The following is a 17,373-nucleotide window of genomic DNA, read 5'->3' as shown; positions in this document are numbered from 1 at the left end:
ACGGCTCCGGGCCGGCACGTCCCCGGGCCGGCCCGCGGCTCGGAGGAAGCTCTGCCGGCAGGCTCAGCCTGCTCTCCAGATCCGTCCATACCGTTCCGGTCGTGATCTTTCCCCGGTCCGGACGGGCGGGCGCCGTGGTCCTGGTCGCGCTGCTGACCGGTGCGCTCAGCGGAGCCTGCTCGTCCTCACCCCCACCGTCATCATCCGGCGGCAGCCTCTCCGCCGCCGCCTCGCGACCGACGCAGGGCGCCGCACCTGCCGGGCCGAGGTGCCCCGCTCGGCCCTCGACGATCAGCTCCGCGCCCGGCCCGGGCCGGACGGTGGCGCTGACTTTCGACGACGGCGCCTCCCCGACCACGCTGGCCATCGCCGCCGTCCTCAAGGCCAAGGGTGTGGGCGCGACGTTCTTCGACGTCGGCCGCGAGGACGAGGCGCGCCCGTCAGTCGTGAAACAGGTCGCCGCGATGGGCTTCCACGTCGAGGACCACTCGTGGGACCACCGCTACCCCACGATGGTCCCCGGTGGGTGGACGCTGCCGTTCGTGCGTCAGCAGATCACCCGGACCGCGGACCTCCAGCAGCGCCTCACCGGCCAACGCCCCTGCTACTTCCGGCCACCCGGCGGCTTCATGACCAACGTCAGGCGGACGGCATACGGGTTGGGAATGTCGGTCGTGCTGTGGTCGGTCGACACCCTCGACTGGCGCCAGCCACGGCAGACGAGCCCCGCCTCGACGAGGACCATCATCGAGCGTGCCACGGCGGTGCACGGCCAACAGCACCCGATCGTCCTGATGCACGCCGGCAAGTCGTCACCGGAGCCGACCGGTGTCGTCTCGCCCAACCGCAGCAACACCGTGGCTGCCCTGCCGGCCATCATCGACTGGTACACCGCCCACGGCTACCGCTTCGTGACCTTCTGACGAGCCGCTCGCGGGCTTGCCGGCTCCGCTCCGCCTAGGGTGGGCGGGTGAGCCCGACGAGCCCCCGCGCCGCGAGCACGGCGCTGCTGACCGACCACTACGAGCTGACCATGCTGCAGGCCGCCCTGGCGTCCGGCGAGGCACACCGCCGCTGCGTGTTCGAGGCGTTCGCCCGCCGGTTGCCCGACGGGCGCCGTTACGGCGTCGTGGGAGGCACCGGCCGCCTCCTCGAGGCCCTGGAGCAGTTCCGCTTCGGCGACGAGGAGCTGCGCTTCCTGCGGGACCAGAACGTCGTCGACCGCCAGACGGTCGACTGGCTGGCCGGCTACCGCTTTACCGGAGACATCAGCGGCTACGCCGAGGGCGAGTGCTACTTCCCCCAGTCGCCCGTGCTCGTCGTGGAGTCGACCTTCGCCGAGGGCGTCATCCTCGAGACCCTCCTGCTCTCGATCCTCAACCACGACACCGCCATCGCGTCGGCGGCCTCCCGCATGACGACGGCCGCGGGCGGGCGCCCCTGCATCGAGATGGGATCCCGGCGCACGCACGAGGAAGCGGCCGTCGCGGCCGCGCGAGCCGCGTACATCGCCGGTTTCGAAGCGACGAGCAACCTCGAGGCAGGGCGTCGCTACGGGGTGCCCACGACCGGCACGGCCGCCCACGCCTTCACCCTGCTCTACGACTCGGAGAAGGAGGCCTTCACCGCGCAGGTGGAGTCGCTCGGCAAGGGCACGACGCTGCTCGTCGACACCTACGACGTGCGCACCGCCGTCGCGCTGGCCATGGAGATCGCCGGCCCGCAGCTCGGGTCCGTGCGGCTCGACTCCGGCGACCTGCTGATCCAGGCCACCGAGGTGCGCGCGCAGCTCGACGCCGCCGGCAACACCGACACCAAGATCATCGTCACCTCCGACCTCGACGAGTACGCGATCGCCGCGCTCGCGGCGGGCCCGGTCAGCGGCTACGGCGTCGGGACCGCCCTGGTCACCGGCTCCGGCCACCCGACCGCCTCGATGGTCTACAAGCTCGTCGCCCGCGAGGACGCGTCCGGGCAGCTGCAGCGGGTGGCCAAGAAGAGCAAGGACAAGGCCTCCGTCGGCGGCCGCAAGTGGGCGATGCGCCGGCTCGGGGACTCGGGGACCGCGCAGGCCGAGGTCATCGGCATCGGCGAGCAGCCGCGCGACGACGGCAACGACCGGCGGCTCATGGTCCAGCTGGTCAGGGGCGGTGACATCGTGGGCCACCAGGACATCCACGAGGCGCGAGCCCGTCACGCGGCCTCGCGCGCCGAGCTGCCGCGCGCCGCGGGCCAGCTTTCGCGCGGCGAGCCGGTGATCCCCACCGTCTACGAGGAGGACTGAGCCATGGTCGAATCCGCTTCACGTGAAGGCGCCCGTGCCCTCGTGATCGTCGACGTCCAGAACGACTTCTGCGAAGGCGGCTCGCTCGCAGTGGCCGGCGGCGCCGACGTCGCCCGCGACATCAGCGAGCACGTCAGCCGGAACGCCGCGGACTACGACCACGTCGTCGCGACGGCCGACTGGCACATCGACCCGGGAGCCCACTTCTCCCAGACGCCCGACTTCGTCGACTCGTGGCCCGTCCACTGCGTGGCGGGCAGCGAGGGCGCCGCGTTCCACCCGCGGCTGGCCGGGGCGCTCGGGCACGTGGAGGCCGTCTTTCGCAAGGGCGAGCACGCCGCTGCCTACAGCGGGTTCGAGGGCCGGGCGGACGTCGACGGGCGCACGTCGCTCGCCGACTGGCTCGCGGAGCGGGGCGTGACCGAGGTCGAGGTCGTCGGGATCGCCACCGACCACTGCGTGCGCGCCACCGCGACGGACGCGCAACGCGAGGGCTTCCGCACCACCGTCCTGCTCGACCTCACTGCGGGGGTGGCCCCCGTGACCACCGAGGCGGCGCTCACGCAGCTGCGCGAGTCGGGCGTGCGCCTGCTCGGCGCGCCCCGGGTGGCTGGCTGACGGCATACGGCACGGCGTTCCGTACGCCGCCATCCCCCTTTCGAGAGCGCGCCCCGTCCCACTCGAAAGCGCGCCCCGTCCCACTCGAGAGCGCACTCCGTCCCACTCGAAAGCGCGCCCCGTCCCACTCGAAAGCGCACTCCGTCACAGCAGACGCGTAACAGCAGGGGAAAGTCGCGCTCTCGACTGTGGTTGAGCGCGCTCTCGAGTGCGGTCGGGTCAGCGCAGGACGGCGCGCAGCGCCTCGGCCGCGTGCTCGAGGTGTGGGCCGACGGCCGCCGCGTCGAGGGGTTCGAGCGAGACGACGCCGACCGACGCCTCGACCGCCACCGACCCAGGGCCCGCACCGAGCCACAGCGGGACCGCCAGGCCGTGCGCCCCTGCCTGCAGCTCCCCGTCGGTGCCGACGACGCCGGCCTGACCGGCGCGACCGGCGAGGATCGCCCGTCCCGCCGCGCCCTGGTCGAGGCGGTGGCGGGCGCCCGACCGGTAGGCGACGTGGAAGTCGGTCCAGGACGGCTCGACGACGACGAGCGCCAGCGCCTCGTCACCCTCCGCGATGGTGAGGTGGGCGGTCGCACCGACCTCGTCGGCCAGCTGCCGCAGCACCGGCCGTGCCTCGCTTCGCACGATCGGCGTCACCGCCGCTGCCAGCCGGCTCAGCCCCAGCGCGAGTCGCACCCGCCCGTCCGTGGAGCGGGAGACGAGCCGGTGCTCCTCGAGCGTCCCGACCAGGCGATAGACCACGGGCCGTCCGACGCCGAGTCGACCGGCCAGCTCCGTGATCGTCAGGCCCGTCGCCTCGCCGTCGGCCAGCGCCTCGAGGACCCGGATGCCGCGGTCGAGCGTCTGGGAGGACTCGGCGCGCGTCGCGGCCTCGGCCGCGGCCACCCGCCTCACCCCTCGGAGTGCGCGCCGCCGGAGGCAGCAGGCCCCGCGGCGGACCTTGAGATCCCCCTGGACCACGACATGGCGTAGGCACCGTCGTCCACGGCCAGGCCGCCCTCCCCCAGCTCGAGCGGGCGGAAGGTGTCGACCATGACGGCCAGCTCGTCGAAGCGCTCCGCACCGATGGAGCCCTCCGTCGCCCCCAGCTGCGGTCCGTGGGCATGGCCACCGGGGTGCACCGAGATGGAGCCCTTGCCGATGCCGGAGCCCTTGCGCGCCTCGTAGTCGCCGTCGACGTAGAACATGATCTCGTCGCTGTCGACGTTCGAGTGGTAGTAGGGCACCGGGATGGCGAGCGGGTGGTAGTCGACCTTGCGCGGCACGAAGTTGCAGATGACGAAGTTCCAGCCCTCGAAGACCTGGTGCACGGGCGGCGGCTGGTGGATGCGGCCGGTGATCGGCTCGAAGTCGCGCACGTTGAAGACGTAGGGGTAGAGGCAGCCGTCCCAGCCGACGACGTCGAGCGGGTGGAACGGCAGCGTGTGGATCGTGCCGACGACGCCGCCCGGGCCGTTGCCGCGGTGCTTGATGTAGACGTCGGTCTGCGCGTCGGGGCTCTCGCCGATGTCCTCGGCGAGCAGCGGGCCCTGCGGCTGGCGCAGGTCGCGCTCACAGTAGGGGGCGTGCTCGAGCAGCTGGCCGTACTTGCTGAGGTAGCGCTTCGGCGGCGCGATGTGGCTGTTGGCCTCGATGCAGTAGGCCCGCAGCGGCTGCTCGGCGTCGGCGACCGGCAGCCACCGATGGGTCGTGGCGCGCGGGATGATGACGTAGTCGCCCTCCCCCACCTCGAAGGCGCCGAACACCGTCTCGACGCGCGCCGCCCCCCGCTCGACGTAGACGCACTCGTCGCCGATGCCATTGCGGTACCACGGGCTCGGTTGTGCGGCAACGGCATACGAGATCCGCACGTCGCCGTTGCCGAGGACGAGCCGACGGCCCGTCACGACGTCGGCGCTCGCGATCGCCTCGGCGTCGAAGAGGTCGTGGAGCTTGAGGTGCCGCGGGGTCAGCGGGTGGTTCGGGGTCGTCGACTGGTCAGGCAGGTCCCAGACGGCGGCGCCGACGGTCGTCGACGGGATGTTGCGGTGGTAGAGCAGGGAGCTGTCGGAGCTGAACCCCTCCTCGCCCATCAGCTCCTCGTAGTAGAGCTCGCCCGGCGCGTCACCCTCGCCGGGTCGACGGTGCTGGGTGTGCCGCTTGGGCGGGATGCTCCCGACGGCCTGGTAGTGCGCCATGGGTGCCAGCCTCTCCTCGAATGCGTCCGCTGAACGGACGCTGGTGTATCACTATCGCCACAGTGGAGTACGCTCCCGGTCATGTCAAGGACGCCGTTCGCGCCCCTCTTCGACCGACTCGTCGACGACGCCGCGGTCTTCCCGCCCGGGCTGGCTCCCCTCGCCGACGCCGTGCGTGAGCACCTCGACCGCCGCACCGGGCCGTATGCCGCCTCGCTGGGGCCGCTGCTCGTCCTCGCCACGTCCGCCGAGGCACTCTCGAGCCTCGCTGCGGCCGACCCCCGGACGTCCGACGAGCCGCTGGCCGTCGGCCTCGTGGTCCGCCCGGGCACGGCTCTGCAGCCGCTCGTCGAGGCCCTCGACGCGCTGCGGGACGACGAGCGCGTCGCGGTGACCGCGGCCGAGCTCGGATGGTCGCCGCAGTGGCGCGAGCTGCTCCGTGCGGACGTCCCGGTCGTCGTGGAGGTCGGTCTGGGTGAGGAGCAGAAGCGCGCCCTGGACGACATCGCCGCGGCGGTCGACGACGACCACGACGTGACCGCGAAGTTCCGCACCGGGCAGACCCCGACCTGGCCCTGGCCGGACGAGCAGGTCCTCGGCGGCTTCCTCGATGCGGTCGTCCTCCACGGCCTGCCCTTCAAGCTGACCGGTGGCCTGCACCACGCCGTCCGCGGGACCCACGGTGGCGAGCCGATGCACGGTCTGCTCAACGTCCTGCTCGCCACGCACGAGGCGCTGCACGGCGCGGAGGCGCGCGAGCTCGCCGGCGAGCTGGCGCGGGAGGACACCGAGGTGCTCGTCACCGCGGTCTCCGGCATCTCGGCCGTAAACGCTGCACGGGTGCGCCGCAGCCTCACGGCCTTCGGCTGCTGCGGCGTCCTCGACCCGTTGCACGAGCTCGAGGCCCTCGGCCTCATCAGCGCGAAGGAGTCCCACTCGTGACGACCACCCCGGGCCCGACGAAGACCTGGCTCGACGTCCCGGCCGACCACCTCTTCGGCATCGACAACCTGCCCTACGGCGTCGTCAGCACGACAGCCGACCCGACGCCCCGCGTGGGGGTGCGCATCGGCGACCTCGTGCTCGACGCCGGAGCCGTCGCCGCCATCGGTCGCGACGCCGGCCAGGTCGGGGACGGCCCGGACCTCGCGACGGCCTGGCAGACCCCCAGCCTCAACGCGTTCCTGGCCCTCGGCCGGCCGGCCTGGACGGCCGCCCGGGCCTGGCTGCGCGAGGTCCTCACGGACGAGGTGCACCGCGACGGCGTCTCACCGCACCTGCACCCGCTCGAGGACGTGCGCATGCACCTGCCGATCGAGGTCGCCGACTACGTCGACTTCTACGCCAGTGAGGACCATGCGAGCAACGTCGGCAAGATCTTCCGTCCCGACAACGCGGCCCTCCCGCCGAACTGGAAGCACCTACCCATCGGCTACCACGGCCGCTCGGGCACCGTCGTCGTCTCGGGCACCGACGTCGTGCGCCCCACCGGCCAGCGCAAGGGTCCGGCCGACCCCGCGCCGGTGTACGGGCCGAGCATCCGTCTCGACATCGAGGCGGAGCTCGGCTACGTCGTCGGCGGGTCGACGCAGCTCGGCACCCGGATCTCCGTCGACGACGCCTCCGACCACCTCTTCGGCGTCGTCATCCTCAACGACTGGAGCGCCCGCGACATCCAGGCCTGGGAGTACGTCCCGCTCGGCCCCTTCCTCGGCAAGTCCTTCGCGACGACGATCTCGGCGTGGGTGACGCCGCTCGAAGCCCTCGACGCGGCCCGCGTGCCGCTGCCGGGGCAGTCCGACCCGGAGGTGCTGCCCTACCTGCGCGGAGACGCCTTCGGTCTGGACGTGCACCTCGAGGTCGCCCTCAACGGCACCGTCGTCTCACGACCGGAGCACGCAGGGATGTACTGGTCGCCCGCGCAGATGCTCGCCCACCTCACCGTCAACGGCGCGTCCGTGCGCGACGGCGACCTCTTCGGGTCCGGCACCGTGAGCGGGCCGCAGCGCGAGACGCGGGGCAGCCTCCTCGAGCTGACCTGGAACGGCACCGAGCCCCTCACGCTGGCGGACGGCTCGACCCGAGGGTTCCTCGAGGACGGCGACACCGTGACGATGACGGCCTGGGCGCCGGGCCCCGGCGGCACCCGCATCGGGCTCGGCGAGGCGACCGGCACCATCAGCCCGGCCCGGTGACCGGCGTGAGTCGTCCGCCCTCCGCCTGACTCTCCGGCTCGATCGCCGGCTGAGTCGCGGGCTGACTCGCCGCCTGACGACTGCGGGTGGAACGACGAAGCGGGGTCCCCTCCGTCCGGAGGGGACCCCGCTTCACCCTGCCCATGCGCACGCGACAGGAACAGCTACGTCTCAGTGCAGGACGACCGGAGTGGCAGTCGCGGCATCCTCGTCGAGCAGGTGCGACTCCTCGTGCCGGCGAGGCAGGAACGCCGCCGACACCAAGGTCGCGACACAGAGGATCGCGGCCACGAGGAAGGTCTGGCCGTAGACGTCGGCGAGGGCGGCGACGGCAGCCTCCATGCCCCGCGGACCGAGCTTGGCCGCGAGCGCCGGGTCGAACTGCGCCTGCAGCACCGCCCCGGCCCCCGGCGAGGCGTTGAGGTAGGTCGTGAAGACGACCGAGATCACGGCGACGCCGATCGAGCTGGCGATCTGCTGGGTGATGTTGAGCAGCGTCGACCCGCGGGCCACCTGGTGATGGGTCAGCGTCTTGAGCGCCGACGTCATGATCGGCATCATCGTGCCGCCCATGCCGAGCCCCATGAGGAACAGGACCGGGATGAGGAAGCCCCAGTAGGGGGTGTCGGGACCCACCTGGGTCAGCAGGAACATCCCCGCCGTGATGGCGACGAGTCCGAAGGGCACGATGCGCCCGACCGGCACCCGGTCGGCGAGCGCCCCGGCCAGCGGCATCGTCAGCATCGCGCCGATACCCTGCGGGACCATGAGATAGGCCGCCTCGAGCGGCGTCTGGCCGCGCACCTGCTGGAGGTACTGAGGCACCAGGAGCAGGCCGCCGAAGAAGGCCGCACCGAAGAGGAACATCGTGATCGTCGCGACCGTGAGGCGCCGGTTGCGGAAGAGGCGCAGGTCGAGCAGCGGGTGCTTCGGTCGGAAGCTGTAGACGACGAAGGCGGCCATCATGGCCAGGCCGATCAGCCCCGGCACGAGCACCTTGGCCGAGGCCACGGTGCCCTGGCCCGGGATGGAGCTGACGCCGTAGAGGAAGAGTGCGAGACCGGGCGACATGAGCAGCATGCCGACGAAGTCGAAGGACTCGGACGGCTGCGGACGGTCACCCGGGAGGGCCCACAACGCATACAGCACGGCGACGACGCCGATCGGCACGTTGATCAGGAAGATCCAGTGCCACGAGTAGTTGTCGATGAGCCAGCCCCCGAGGATCGGGCCGAAGATCGGGCCGAGCAGCATCGGGATGCCGAGGACGGCCATCAGGCGTCCCATCCGCGCCGGGCCGGCAGCCCGCGTCATGATCGTCATGCCGAGCGGCATCAGCATGCCGCCGCCGAGGCCCTGGAGGACGCGGTAGGCGATCAGCACCTCGATCGACCCCGCCGTGGCGCACAGCGCCGAGCCGGCCGTGAAGAGCACCACCGCCAGGATGTAGAGGCGCTTGGTGCCGAACCGGTCCGCGGCCCAGCCCGTGAGCGGGATGACGGTCGCGAGCGCCAACGTGTAGGCCGTCACCGTCCACGCGACGGTGGAGTAGGCAAGGGGCTGGCCACCGGGGGGCGCGAACTGCGTCTGGAACTTCGTCAGGGCGATGTTGACGACCGTGATGTCGAGGATCGACATGATCGCGCCCAGCACCACCACCCCGGCGATCTTGAGGACTGCGGCGTCGATCTTGTCGGGATAGTCGGGCGGTGCGGGAACGGCTGGTGCTGACACGAGGGGCTCCGGTTGGCTTCAGAGTGCGGACGGCGACGGTGGACGGACCGCGAACGGTCCGAGCACCATCGATTGTCGCGCGGACCACCGACACCCGGGCAAGTGAGTTATGCCGTGGCCAGAGCCGCAGGGCCCGCTGCCCCCGACGCGCCCGAGCCCCGGGCGCGCCCGGTCAGGAGTGCTGGCGCGGCTGCTTGCCCTCGACGACCTGGGTGCGGGCGACCTTGTCGTGCAGGGCCTGCCGCTTGTCGTCCCACAACGGCCACAGCCCGTCGAGCAGGAACACGATGGCGTAGGCACCACTGACGAAGGGCACCAGCTGCAGGGCCGAGAGCAGGCGCCGGCGCACCGCCGTCACCAGGTCGAGCGGACCCGGGGCGTCGACCCGTCGGACGCTGATGCCGAGCGCCATCTTGCCCGGGGTCTGGGCCGTCGTGGTCCAGAAGGCGATGCAGTAGAGGCTGATGAACACCCACGAAACGAGGCCGGCCTTGACCGCCTCGCCGGCGAGGTCGCTCACCATGGAGTTGATGGCGGCCTGGTTGTTGGTGGAGGCCGCGTCGATCAGCCGTTGGAACATGGTGAAGTAGTCGGGCACGAAGAGCCGCAGGAGCACGTAGGACCCGATGGCGAGGATGATGCCGTCGACGAGCCAGGCCCCGAAGCGCTTGCCCCAGGACGCGAGCGGCACCCCGTCGGCGGTCGTGCGGATGTTGTGCATCCACTGCGCCTGGGTGGGTGCCTGGTAGTAGCCCTGCTGCCCCTGCTGCGGCACCTGTGACTGGGTCTGCCAGCCGCTCCCCTGCGGCACGGACGCGCCGGCCCCGGTGCGATCGGTCGGAACCTGCCCCTGCTGACCCTGCTGCGGCAGGCCGATCGTGCTCTGCGACGCGGTCGGGGACTTCTTCGGCGCGGTGTGGTTGGTCCAGGACACGCCGTCCCAGTAGCGGAGCAGGTCAGGGTTGCTCGGGTCGTCGTACCACCCGGAGGGATGCTGGCTCATGGCCCAACTCTCCCACGCCGTATGCGGTGTGGGGCGTCGGTGCCCCGCGTGGCGCCGAGGGGTCGGCGCGCACCGCGGGGCACCCCCGTCTCACAGGTTGCCGCGCTTGTCCTGCTCGCGCTCGATGGCCTCGAAGAGCGCCTTGAAGTTGCCCTTGCCGAAGCCGAGCGAGCCGTGCCGCTCGATGAGCTCGAAGAAGACCGTCGGGCGGTCACCGAGAGGCTTGGTGAAGATCTGCAGCAGGTAGCCGTCCTCGTCGCGGTCGACGAGGATCTTGCGCTTCTGCAGCTCCTCGATCGGCACCCGGACGTTGCCGATGCGCTCGCGCAGCTCGGCGTCCTCGTAGTAGCTGTCCGGGGTGTCGAGGAACTCCACGCCGTTGGCGCGCAGGGCGTCGACGGTCGCGAGGATGTCGTTCGTCGCGACGGCCAGGTGCTGGGCGCCGGCACCGCGGTAGAACTCGAGGTACTCGTCGATCTGGCTCTTCTTCTTCGCGATGGCCGGCTCGTTGAGCGGGAACTTCACGCGGTGGTTGCCGTTGGCCACGACCTTGCTCATCAGGGCGGAGTAGTCGGTGGCGATGTCGTCGCCGATGAACTCGGCCATGTTCACGAAGCCCATGACGCGGTTGTAGAAGGCGACCCACTCGTCCATGTGGCCGAGCTCGACGTTGCCGACGATGTGGTCGAGGGCCTGGAAGAGGCGCTTCGGCTGGCCCTCGCGGCGCTGGTAGGTGGAGGAGGTGGGCACGTAGCCGGGGAGGTACGGGCCGGCATACGTCGTCCCGTCGACGTGGCGCTGCACGAGCGTGTGGCGCGTCTCGCCGTAGGTGGCGATGGCGGCGGTACTGACGGTGCCGTGCTCGTCGGTGTGGTTGGTCGGCTCCTCGAGGACCGTGGCGCCGGCCTTCTTCGCCTGGGCGATGCACCGGTCGACGTCGGGCACCTCGAGGGCGATGTCGACGACGCCGTCACCGTGCCGGCGGTGGTGGTCGGCGAGGGGGCTGTCGGGGTCGACGGCGCCCTTGATGACGAAGCGGATCGAGCCGCTCTTGAGGACGAAGGCCTTGTGGTCGCGGTTGCCGTTCTCGGGACCCGAGTAGGCGACGAGCTCCATGCCCCAGGCGCTCTGGTAGTAGTGCGCGCTCTGGGTGGCGTTGCCCGCGACGAAGACGATGGCGTCCCAGCCGGTGACGGGGAAGACGTCGGTGTTCTCGTCGTACTCGACGAGACCGACGAGCTGCTTGAGCTGCTCGAGGTCGAGGTTCGCCTCGCGCTCCTGGTCGGTGAGGTCGGTGGCCGCAGAGGGCATGGTGTCGGTCATGGAGCGAGGGTGACGGACACCCGTCGGGTGTGCAAGAGCACCATGCATCGCTGGGCACAGTGCACAAACTGTTGGTCGTATGCCGGGTTGTGCCGGACACTCTGTCCATGACTTCCCCTGCGCCCGCCTCCTCCCGCACACCGGTCGACGCACTCGACTGCCGGATCCTGCTCCTGCTCCTGACCGAGCCGGGCGTCGGCGTGCTCGGCGCCTCCCGACGGCTGGGGGTGGCCCGGGGCACCGTGCAGGCCCGGCTCGACCGGCTCCAGCGCAACGGGGTCCTGCGCTCGCTGGCCCCGGATGTCGACCCGGCGGCCCTCGGCTACCCGGTGACGGCCTTCTGCACCCTGGAGATCCGCCAGGGTCGCGGCGGCCACTCCGCCGTCGTCGAGCACCTGGCCGCCATCCCGGAAGTCCTCGAGGCGCACACCATCACCGGCTCGGGGGACGTGCTGATCCGCATCGTCGGGCGCGACAACGCGGACCTGCAGCGGGTCATCGACCAGGTCGTCGACGACGAGCACGTGACGCGCGCCTCGACGGTCATCTCCCTCGCCACCCGCCTGGACCACCGCACCGTCCCGCTCGTCGAGCACCTGCTCGAGGCGTCGACGTCACCGGGTAAGAGCCTGCCGTGACCGCCGACCCGTACACGCCCAGGCCTGCCGTCGAGCTGACCCACCCCGAGTGGAGCCGCAGCGCGACGATCTACCAGATCAACCAGCGCCACTTCACGCCCGAGGGGACGTTCCGCGCTGCGGAGGCGCACCTGCCGCGCATCCGCGACCTCGGCATCGACATCGTGTGGCTCATGCCGGTGCACCCGATCGGCGAGCGCAACCGCAAGGGGGTGCTCGGCAGCCCCTATGCCGTGAAGGACTACCTCGCCGTCAACCCGGAGTTCGGCACGCTCGAGGACCTTCGCCACTTCGTCGACACGGCGCACGGGCTGGGCCTGCACGTCATCCTCGACTGGGTGGCCAACCACACCGCCTGGGACAACGTGCTCGTCGACGAGCACCCCGAGTGGTACGCCCGCGACTGGAAGGGCGACTTCCGGCCGACGCCGTGGTGGGACTGGGACGACATCATCGACCTCGACTACGACAACCCCGGCCTGCGCCGCTGGATGACCGAGGCGATGGCGTACTGGGTGCGGGAGGTGGGCGTCGACGGCTACCGCTGCGACGTCGCCGGCTTCGTGCCGGTGGACTTCTGGGACAACGCCCGGCGGGAGCTCGACGAGATCAAGCCGGTCTTCCTGCTCGCCGAGTGGGAGTCGCGCGACCTGCACGTGCGCGCCTTCGACATGACGTACGGCTGGAGCTGGAACGAGACGCTGCACAAGATCGCGCACGGCAAGGCCGACGTCGAGGCGCTGAAGGTCTACTACGCGTGGAACGACCGCTTCTACCAGCGCGACGCCTACCGGATGCTCTTCGTCAGCAACCACGACAAGAACGCGTGGGAGGGCACCGAGTACGAGCAGTTCGGTGACGCGCTCGTGCCGTCCATCGTGCTGTCGGTGATCAGCGAGGGAATGCCATTGGTCTACAACGGCCAGGAGGCCGGCAGCGACCGGCGGCTCACCTTCTTCGACAAGGACCAGATCGAGTGGCGCGAGGACGAGCAGGGCGAGCTCTATCGAAGGCTCTTCGCCCTGAAGAAGGCGCACCCGGCGCTGTGGAACGGTGCCGCGGGCGGCCGGATGGTGCGGGTGCCGAACTCGGCGGAGTCGGCGGTGCTGAGCTTCGTGCGCGCCGTCGACGGCGACCGGGTGTTCGGCGCCTTCAACTTCAGCGCCGAGGAGCAGACGGTCGAGCTCGGCGACGGGCCCCAGGCCGGCACGTGGCGGGACGCCTTCACCGGTGAGACCGTCGAGCTCGAGCAGGGGCAGGAGTACACCCTGCCCGCGTGGGGCCACCAGGTGCTCGTGGGGACCTGAGCCAGGGCCCGATCAGCGCTCTGGCCCGCACTTTGTGCCGGAGCAGGATTTCCTCGCAGGGATCCGGCCCAAAGCGTTCACACGCGGTGGCTCGGTCCGACAGGATGGGAGGTGCGTACCCGTCGGTGCTCCCCTGTCCCGGCGGGTACGCCTTTCGTGCGCCGACGTCCCACCGCCTGGTCGGCACGAGAGCTCGGGCGTCCCGTCGTGTCCCAGACGACGGGACGCCCTCCACGCACACGGCCACGTGCCCACCCGACGTACGCGCGTGCCCACCCGCCGTGCGAAAGCGCCCACCCGACGTACGCGCGTGCCCACCCGCCGTGCGAAAGCGCCCACCCGACGTCCTCACGTCGAGTGGGCTCTTCGCGACGACTGAGGGTCAGGCAGTGACGGTGATGGCGCTGCCGTTGCTGACCAGGCGCCAGTCGATGCTGGAGAACGACGGCGGGTCGATGACCTTGTTGGCGCTCGCCCAGTCGATGAGCAGCTGGCGGATCTCGATCTGCCGGTTGTAGACGACCGGGGCCGTCGTGACGCCCGGGAAACCACCGCCGCCCGACTGGCGGTAGTTGTTGATCGCCACGACGAACCTCGCGTCGGCGGCGACGGGTGCACCGCCGTAGGCCAGGCCCACGATGCGTGAGCCCACCGGCTTGGCGATGTCGATGTCGTAGGTCAGAGCGGCGTCGAGGCCGCCCATGATGTCGTAGTTGTAGTCGGGGGTGCCGCCGGCGTTGGTGATCGAGTCGGCTGCCACCGGCCCGGTGCCGGAGTAGCTCTGGAAGTAGGACGCGCTCTTCTCGAGGTAGGCCTTGACCTCGGCGCCGGTCAGGACGATACCGAGCAGCGTGTTGTCGTAGATGTAGAGCCCGGCGACGTCGCGGATGGTGACCTCGCCCTTCGGGATCGCGGCCAGCTTGTTGAAGGGCGCCGCGATGGAGAGCACCGGGAGGGAGCCCTCCGGAGTGCCGGCGAGCGCCTTCTTGACCGCGTCGGCCTGGACGTAGTTGATGAAGTCGATGGCCGGCGTGTCCTCGTAGCGCGAGGTGGCGGCCGACATGGCCTGGGTGCAGGTGCCGACGACGCCGTTGACGTAGGCGAGGACCTTCTGGTGCGCGGACCGGACCGCACCGGCCACGGCGGGGTCCTCGGGCACGGCGTTGGCGTTCCAGAGCCGTCCGGCCGACTCCACGACCTGCCACTGCCCGCGGACCTTCTGCAGGCCCAGGGTCATCTCGGCGACGCGCATGCCCCAGTAGTAGGGCTCGACGAGCAGGACCTGCTTGCCGGTCTCGGCGTTGGTGGCCTTGTCGATGACCTCGACGTGCGAGTGGCCGACGAGGACGGCGTCGATGCCGGGGACCTGCTCGGCCATGAGCTTGCTGGCGTTCTCGACGTAGGGCAGCGCGTCGCCCCACGAGGACTTGCCGTTGGTGCCGGAGTGGCACGAGACGATGACGACGTCGGCGCCGGCGGCCTTCAGGCGCGGTACGAAGACCTTGGCCTGCTCGACGATGCCCGGGAACTTCAGCTTGCCCTCGACGTTGGCCTTGTCCCAGATCGCCACACCGGGCGTGACGAGGCCGAGGATGCCGACCTTGACGGGCTTGCTGCCCGAGAGCTTGACCGTCTTGATGATCCACGGCTTGAAGGCCGGGGCGCCGGTGCTCCAGTCGACGGTGTTGGCCGAGAGCAGCGGGAAGTTCAGCTGCTTCTCGAAGGCCCGCAGTGTGTCGATGCCGTAGTTGAACTCGTGGTTGCCCAACGCCGCGGCGTCGTAGCCCACCTGGTTCATCGCGGCCGCCATCGGGTGGGTGGCCCCGCCGGTGATCGGGTCGATCTTGGCGTAGTAGTACGCGAGCGGCGTGCCCTGGATGGTGTCGCCGGCGTCGAGGGTCAGCGTCGAGGCGGCGCCGAGCTCGGCGCGGCGCATCTTGATGATCGAGGACGCCTTGGCCAGACCGATGTCGTTGTGCGCCTTGTCGTCGTACTCGACGTTGTTGAAGTAGTCCCAGTTGAAGACGTTGCCGTGCAGGTCGGTGGTGCCCAGAACGGTGAGGGTCACGACCTCGCCGTTGGTGCCGCCGCCGGCGCCCGAACCGGCCGCTGCGGAGGGAGAGGCCGCCGCCACGGTCGCGATGCCGGCGCCGCCCACGGCGGCCATGGCGAGCAGCTGGCGACGGGTGGTCGCCGAGGAGAGGAACTCAGGGGTGGAGTCGTTCGTCATGGCGCATGACCCTAGCGGCCCGAACCGACACGAATGGGGACAGAACGGGTCGCTTTCGCAAACCCCGGGGAACGCTCAGCGGCGGCCGACGAGCCAGAGCCGGATCTTGTCGATGCGCTGGGTGACCTGCTCGGACGAGGCGGCAGCGAGGTCGGGCCCGCCACACACGCGCCGCAGGTCCATGTGGACGTTGGCGTGCGGGAGGCCCTTCTGCCGGGCGTAGGTCGAGACGAGCTTGTTGAGCTCCTTGCGCTGGGCCGCGAGGGCCCGGTGCGCGGCGACCGGCATCGGTGCCTCGGCACCCTTCGGGGCCTTCTTGACCTGTCGGCTCTGGCGTTCGCGCAGCAGCGCGGAGACCTGGTCGGGCTCGAGCAGCCCGGGCAGGCCGAGGTACTCCTCCTCGTCCTCGGAGCCGACCTGGGCGTGCATGCCCCACTGCTGCTTGTCGAAGAGCACGTGGTCGAAGTGCGCGTCGGACTCGAGGGCCTCGAACCGGCCCTCGTCGAGGGCGCCGCTCGCCTTGTCGGCGCGGTTGGCGTCGTCGATGAGCGCCTGCTCCTCGGCCCACATCTGCCCGATGTCCTCGGGGTTGGGCTTGCGGTCGAGGGCGTGGTCGCGCTGCTCCTCGAGGCGCGATGCGTGGTCGAGCACGACTGGCACCGAGGGCAGGAAAACCGAGGCCGTCTCTCCGCGCCGACGCGCGCGCACGAAGCGCCCCACGGCCTGGGCGAAGAAGAGCGGCGTCGAGGTGGACGTCGCGTAGACGCCCACCGCCAGGCGCGGCACGTCGACGCCCTCGGACACCATGCGCACGGCGACCATCCAGCGCTCGTCGCTGGCCCCGAAGTCCTCGATGCGCTTGCTTGCGCCGAGGTCGTCGGAGAGCACGACCGTGGGGGCCTCGCCGGTCAGCTGTCGGAGGATGGCGGCATACGCCCTCGCCTGCGTCTGGTTGGACGCGATGACGAGCCCCCCGGCGTCCTCGACGTGCCGGCGCACCTCGGTGAGGCGCCGGTCGGCGGCGGCCAGGACGGCGGGGATCCACTCCCCCTTGGGGTCGAGGGCGGTGCGCCACGCGTGGGCGACGAAGTCCTTGGTCATCGGCTCACCGAGGCGCGCCTCGAGCTCGTCGCCGGCCTTGGTGCGCCAGCGCATGCTGCCGCCGTAGGCCATGAAGAGGACCGGGCGCACGACGCCGTCGCGCAGCGCCTCGGCGTAGCCGTACGTGTAGTCGCTCGAGCTGACGAGGGTGCCCTCGGCGTCGAGCTCGTAGGTGACGAACGGGATCGGCGAGGTGTCGGAGCGGAACGGCGTACCGGTCAGCGACAGGCGGCGGGTGGCCGGCTCGAACGCCTCGCGGATGCCGTCACCCCAGCTCTTGCTGTCGCCGCCGTGGTGGATCTCGTCGAGGATGACGAGCGTCGGCCGCGACGTCGTCAGCTCCCTGTGCAGCGACGGACGGGAGGCCACCTGGGCGTAGGTCACGGCGACACCGTGGTAGTCGTCGCTGTGCCGGCCGACGCTGTTGCTGAACTTCGGGTCGAGGCTGATGCCGACGCGGGCTGCGGCGTCGGCCCACTGGGTCTTGAGGTGCTCCGTCGGCGCCACGACGGTGACGCGGTGCACGATGCCGGCGCTCAGCAGCTCGGTGGCGACGCGCAGCGCGTACGTCGTCTTGCCCGCCCCCGGGGTGGCGACGGCGAGGAAGTCGCGTGGCCCCTTGGCGAGGTAGAGGTCGAGGGCTTCCTGCTGCCACGCACGCAGCTTGCTGGCGGTACCCCAGGCCGCCCGCTCCGGGAAGGCGGGTGGGAGGTGGAACGCGGCGCCGGCACTCATAGAGCGACCACGGTAACGGTTC

The 17,373-nt window shown here is 71.0% G+C and carries 14 protein-coding genes; 7 read left to right on the top strand and 7 right to left on the bottom strand.

Annotated features, from left to right (window positions below):
* Nucleotides 1-101: 101 nt before the first annotated feature.
* From AB0316_RS16830 to AB0316_RS16820, 3 genes are read left to right on the top strand one after another with little or no spacing between them, the layout of a single operon-like run.
* Nucleotides 102-923, top strand: a complete 822-nt coding sequence (locus tag AB0316_RS16830) for a polysaccharide deacetylase family protein (RefSeq protein ID WP_366274195.1) — start codon at nt 102-104, stop codon at nt 921-923.
* 47 nt (nt 924-970) lie between these two features.
* Nucleotides 971-2,284: a nicotinate phosphoribosyltransferase gene (locus AB0316_RS16825; RefSeq protein ID WP_366274194.1), complete on the top strand. Its 1,314-nt coding sequence runs from the start codon at nt 971-973 to the stop codon at nt 2,282-2,284.
* 3 nt (nt 2,285-2,287) lie between these two features.
* A complete protein-coding gene (locus AB0316_RS16820; RefSeq protein WP_366274193.1) occupies nt 2,288-2,902 on the top strand; it encodes an isochorismatase family protein in 615 nt (204 codons plus the stop codon).
* A gap of 219 nt (nt 2,903-3,121) precedes the next feature.
* Here the strand turns inward: AB0316_RS16820 and AB0316_RS16815 are convergent, their stop codons facing one another.
* Both AB0316_RS16815 and AB0316_RS16810 read right to left on the bottom strand, forming a co-directional pair.
* Nucleotides 3,122-3,793 carry a helix-turn-helix domain-containing protein gene (locus tag AB0316_RS16815; protein WP_366274192.1) on the bottom strand — a complete coding sequence of 224 codons (672 nt, stop codon included), beginning with the start codon at nt 3,791-3,793 and terminating at the stop codon, nt 3,122-3,124.
* 5 nt (nt 3,794-3,798) lie between these two features.
* A complete protein-coding gene (locus tag AB0316_RS16810) occupies nt 3,799-5,085 on the bottom strand; it encodes a homogentisate 1,2-dioxygenase domain-containing protein (RefSeq protein ID WP_366274191.1) in 1,287 nt (428 codons plus the stop codon).
* An 81-nt stretch (nt 5,086-5,166) separates the two neighbouring features.
* On the opposite strand from AB0316_RS16810, the gene AB0316_RS16805 reads away from it, so the two are divergent.
* Both AB0316_RS16805 and fahA read left to right on the top strand, forming a co-directional pair.
* Entirely contained in the window at nt 5,167-6,027 is an 861-nt protein-coding gene (locus AB0316_RS16805) for a hypothetical protein (protein ID WP_366274190.1), read from the top strand.
* Nucleotides 6,024-7,280 carry a fumarylacetoacetase gene (gene fahA / locus AB0316_RS16800; protein WP_366274189.1) on the top strand — a complete coding sequence of 419 codons (1,257 nt, stop codon included), beginning with the start codon at nt 6,024-6,026 and terminating at the stop codon, nt 7,278-7,280. Before AB0316_RS16805 ends, fahA begins: the two co-directional genes overlap by 4 nt.
* 171 nt (nt 7,281-7,451) lie before the next feature.
* On the opposite strand, the gene AB0316_RS16795 is transcribed toward fahA, so the two are convergent.
* The 3 genes from AB0316_RS16795 to hppD all read right to left on the bottom strand — a co-directional run bounded on the left by AB0316_RS16795 (nt 7,452) and on the right by hppD (nt 11,340).
* Nucleotides 7,452-9,014 carry a DHA2 family efflux MFS transporter permease subunit gene (locus AB0316_RS16795; RefSeq protein WP_366274188.1) on the bottom strand — a complete coding sequence of 521 codons (1,563 nt, stop codon included), beginning with the start codon at nt 9,012-9,014 and terminating at the stop codon, nt 7,452-7,454.
* Nucleotides 9,015-9,186: 172 nt separating this feature from the next.
* Nucleotides 9,187-10,017 carry an RDD family protein gene (locus AB0316_RS16790; protein WP_366274187.1) on the bottom strand — a complete coding sequence of 277 codons (831 nt, stop codon included), beginning with the start codon at nt 10,015-10,017 and terminating at the stop codon, nt 9,187-9,189.
* A gap of 90 nt (nt 10,018-10,107) precedes the next feature.
* On the bottom strand, nt 10,108-11,340 hold the full coding sequence (gene hppD / locus AB0316_RS16785) for a 4-hydroxyphenylpyruvate dioxygenase (RefSeq protein ID WP_366274186.1): 1,233 nt from the start codon (nt 11,338-11,340) through the stop codon (nt 10,108-10,110).
* Between the two features lie 107 nt (nt 11,341-11,447).
* Here hppD and AB0316_RS16780 point away from each other — a divergent pair, with 107 nt between their 5' ends.
* Nucleotides 11,448-11,978 (top strand): Lrp/AsnC family transcriptional regulator, encoded by a 531-nt coding sequence (locus AB0316_RS16780; RefSeq protein ID WP_366274185.1) that lies wholly within the window; start codon nt 11,448-11,450, stop codon nt 11,976-11,978.
* Nucleotides 11,975-13,285: an alpha-amylase family glycosyl hydrolase gene (locus AB0316_RS16775; protein ID WP_366274184.1), complete on the top strand. Its 1,311-nt coding sequence runs from the start codon at nt 11,975-11,977 to the stop codon at nt 13,283-13,285. Before AB0316_RS16780 ends, AB0316_RS16775 begins: the two co-directional genes overlap by 4 nt.
* A 382-nt stretch (nt 13,286-13,667) precedes the next feature.
* Here the strand turns inward: AB0316_RS16775 and AB0316_RS16770 are convergent, their stop codons facing one another.
* Both AB0316_RS16770 and AB0316_RS16765 read right to left on the bottom strand, forming a co-directional pair.
* Nucleotides 13,668-15,515 carry a 5'-nucleotidase C-terminal domain-containing protein gene (locus AB0316_RS16770; protein WP_366274183.1) on the bottom strand — a complete coding sequence of 616 codons (1,848 nt, stop codon included), beginning with the start codon at nt 15,513-15,515 and terminating at the stop codon, nt 13,668-13,670.
* A gap of 75 nt (nt 15,516-15,590) precedes the next feature.
* Nucleotides 15,591-17,351, bottom strand: coding sequence for a DEAD/DEAH box helicase (locus AB0316_RS16765; protein ID WP_366274182.1), 1,761 nt, complete (start codon nt 17,349-17,351; stop codon nt 15,591-15,593).
* Between the last annotated feature and the right edge of the window lie 22 nt (nt 17,352-17,373).

Source organism: Terrabacter sp. NPDC080008, assembly GCF_040702505.1.
Taxonomy (GTDB): Bacteria; Actinomycetota; Actinomycetes; order Actinomycetales; family Dermatophilaceae; genus Terrabacter.
Note: the sequence above shows the minus strand (reverse complement) of the source record. Positions and strands in the feature narration are given on the sequence as shown.